At 66.3% G+C, this 1,924-nt stretch carries 2 protein-coding genes; both read right to left on the reverse strand.

Going from position 1 to position 1,924, the window contains the following annotated elements; all coding sequences use genetic code 11:
* Positions 1 to 102: 102 nt before the first annotated feature.
* On the reverse strand, positions 103 to 1,050 hold the full coding sequence (locus ACIPIA_RS15185) for a lysylphosphatidylglycerol synthase domain-containing protein (protein ID WP_400510754.1): 948 nt from the start codon (positions 1,048 to 1,050) through the stop codon (positions 103 to 105).
* Positions 1,051 to 1,292: 242 nt separating this feature from the next.
* A complete protein-coding gene (locus ACIPIA_RS15190; protein WP_400510756.1) occupies positions 1,293 to 1,859 on the reverse strand; it encodes a hypothetical protein in 567 nt (188 codons plus the stop codon).
* Between the last annotated feature and the right edge of the window lie 65 nt (positions 1,860 to 1,924).

The raw sequence follows: 1,924 nt of genomic DNA on the forward strand, positions 1-1,924 counted from the left end.
GAACAGCGCCGAGCAACTGCGGAAGCTCAACTGGAGCTTCAAGCTGCTCCTGCTGATGCTGGCCTTCCTGATGATCATCATCGCGATGAAGTAGCGCAGGCCCTACGGTTCGTGGCGGCGGATGCGGCGGATGATCTCGTTCAGAGCCAGCATCGCCAGCGCCAGGATGAAGGGCAGGACGTAGTAGATCACGCGGAAGATCAGCAGTGCCCCTAGCACATGCTCGTAGGGCAGGCGGTTGAGCGCGACCAGCATCGTCGCCTCGAACACGCCGAGCCCGCCCGGCGCATGGCTGGCGATGCCGATCAGGCAGGCGAAGATGTAGGCGGCGAGGAAGGTCGGGTAGTCGAGATTGTAGCCGCCGGGCAGCAACACGAACAGCACGGCTGCCGCGGCGCTGACCTCGCAGGCGCCGAGCGCCATCTGGCCGAGCGTGGTGCCCAGCCCCGGCAGGTGCAGGTTCCAGCCGCGAACACGCAGGGAACGCTCGTCCGTAGCGATCCAGATGAGGTAGCCGACGATTCCGATGCCGACGAGGCCGCCGACGATCTGGACCACGAGCGGCGAGGTCCGCGCCAGCATCGCGACCGAATCCGCCGAATAGACCAGGCTGGCGCAGAGGATCGCGCCGAGTCCGAGCCAGAAGGTGATGCCGGCGATCACGGTCAGGCTCGCCACTTCCGAGGCCCGCACGCCCTTCGGCGAATAGATCCAGTAACGCACCGTGCCGCCGGTCACGATCGGGAAGCCGAGTGTGAAGGAGACGGAATAGCTGGTGAAGGAAGCGAGCGCCGTCGTGCGATAGGGAATGGAGAGCCCGAGCCGGCGCAGCGCCAGCGCATCATAGCCGGTGAGCAGGAGATAGCTCAGCGCCGTGAAGCCCGCCGCAAGCCCGAGCTGGCGCAGGCTGGCGTTGTTGAACGCCCCGGCGAGCTGGCCCGGCTCCATCCCGCTGATGATGTGCCAGAGCACGACCAGGGAGGCGCCGAATATGACGGTGCTCGCCAGCGGGCCGAGCCACCACCAGCGGCTGCGCTTGCGCAGGGGCATTCCTGGCTCGTGCGGGCCGAACGACATGCGCTCTCTGGGTTGCGCGCCGCCGCGGGAACGCAGCGGCGCGGTTGGACGTGAGGGCGCGACCGCGCCCAGGCCCGAGAGATAGCGCACCCGCGGCGATGCACAAGCCGCTGCGGCGAATGAGCCCCATGAGGGAACCATCGATGAGGCGGCCATGCGACGCGTCGCGGCCCCGTCGCAGCCCCGCGCCGGCTCGCCTGCGGCTGCGGGCGGCCTCAGGCCGTCTTGCGGAAGATGCGCAGGGTCTTGAAGCCGGCGACCTCCTCGACCGGCATGGCTTTCGTCCAGTCCGGGATCAGCCGATCGGCCACGTCATAGGCATAGGAACCCTTGTAGAACAGGATGTAGCCGCCCTTGTCCGTCTGTTCGGTGAAGAGGTCCATCACTTCGCGGTCGGTCAGCGCGCCATAGGCGTCGTTTGCCTCGCCGCGGAACTCGCCCGAGTGGAACAGCGTCACGATGTCGAAGCGCGGCAGCAGGCGGGCGTTGCTGGTGTAGATGTCGCCGAAATAGGCGCTGTATGTCTTGGTGACGTTCGGGTTGTCGGTCGCGAGCCTGATGAAGGACTCGTATTCCTGCGGCGATGCGGTGATGCCCAGCACCGTGTTGCCGAGATGGGGTTCGGCGCAGCGCAGGCCGACATAATGGTGGCCGCCGGTGCCGAAATGATAGATGCGTCGGCCGCTCAGACTCTCCTGCTCAAGCCATTCGACGAAATGCACGTCGCAGGGGCACTGCTCGATCTCGAGGCCCCAGAAGGCATCCCAGATATTCATCTTCACGGCGTTTCTCCTCAGCCTGCGCTTGCGATGTGGTCACGGATTCAGAGCGCCGCGGCGGCTTCGGC

Origin of the sequence: Allobosea sp. CER48, from assembly GCF_044752385.1 — a bacterium.
Lineage (GTDB): Bacteria > Pseudomonadota > Alphaproteobacteria > Rhizobiales > Beijerinckiaceae > Allobosea.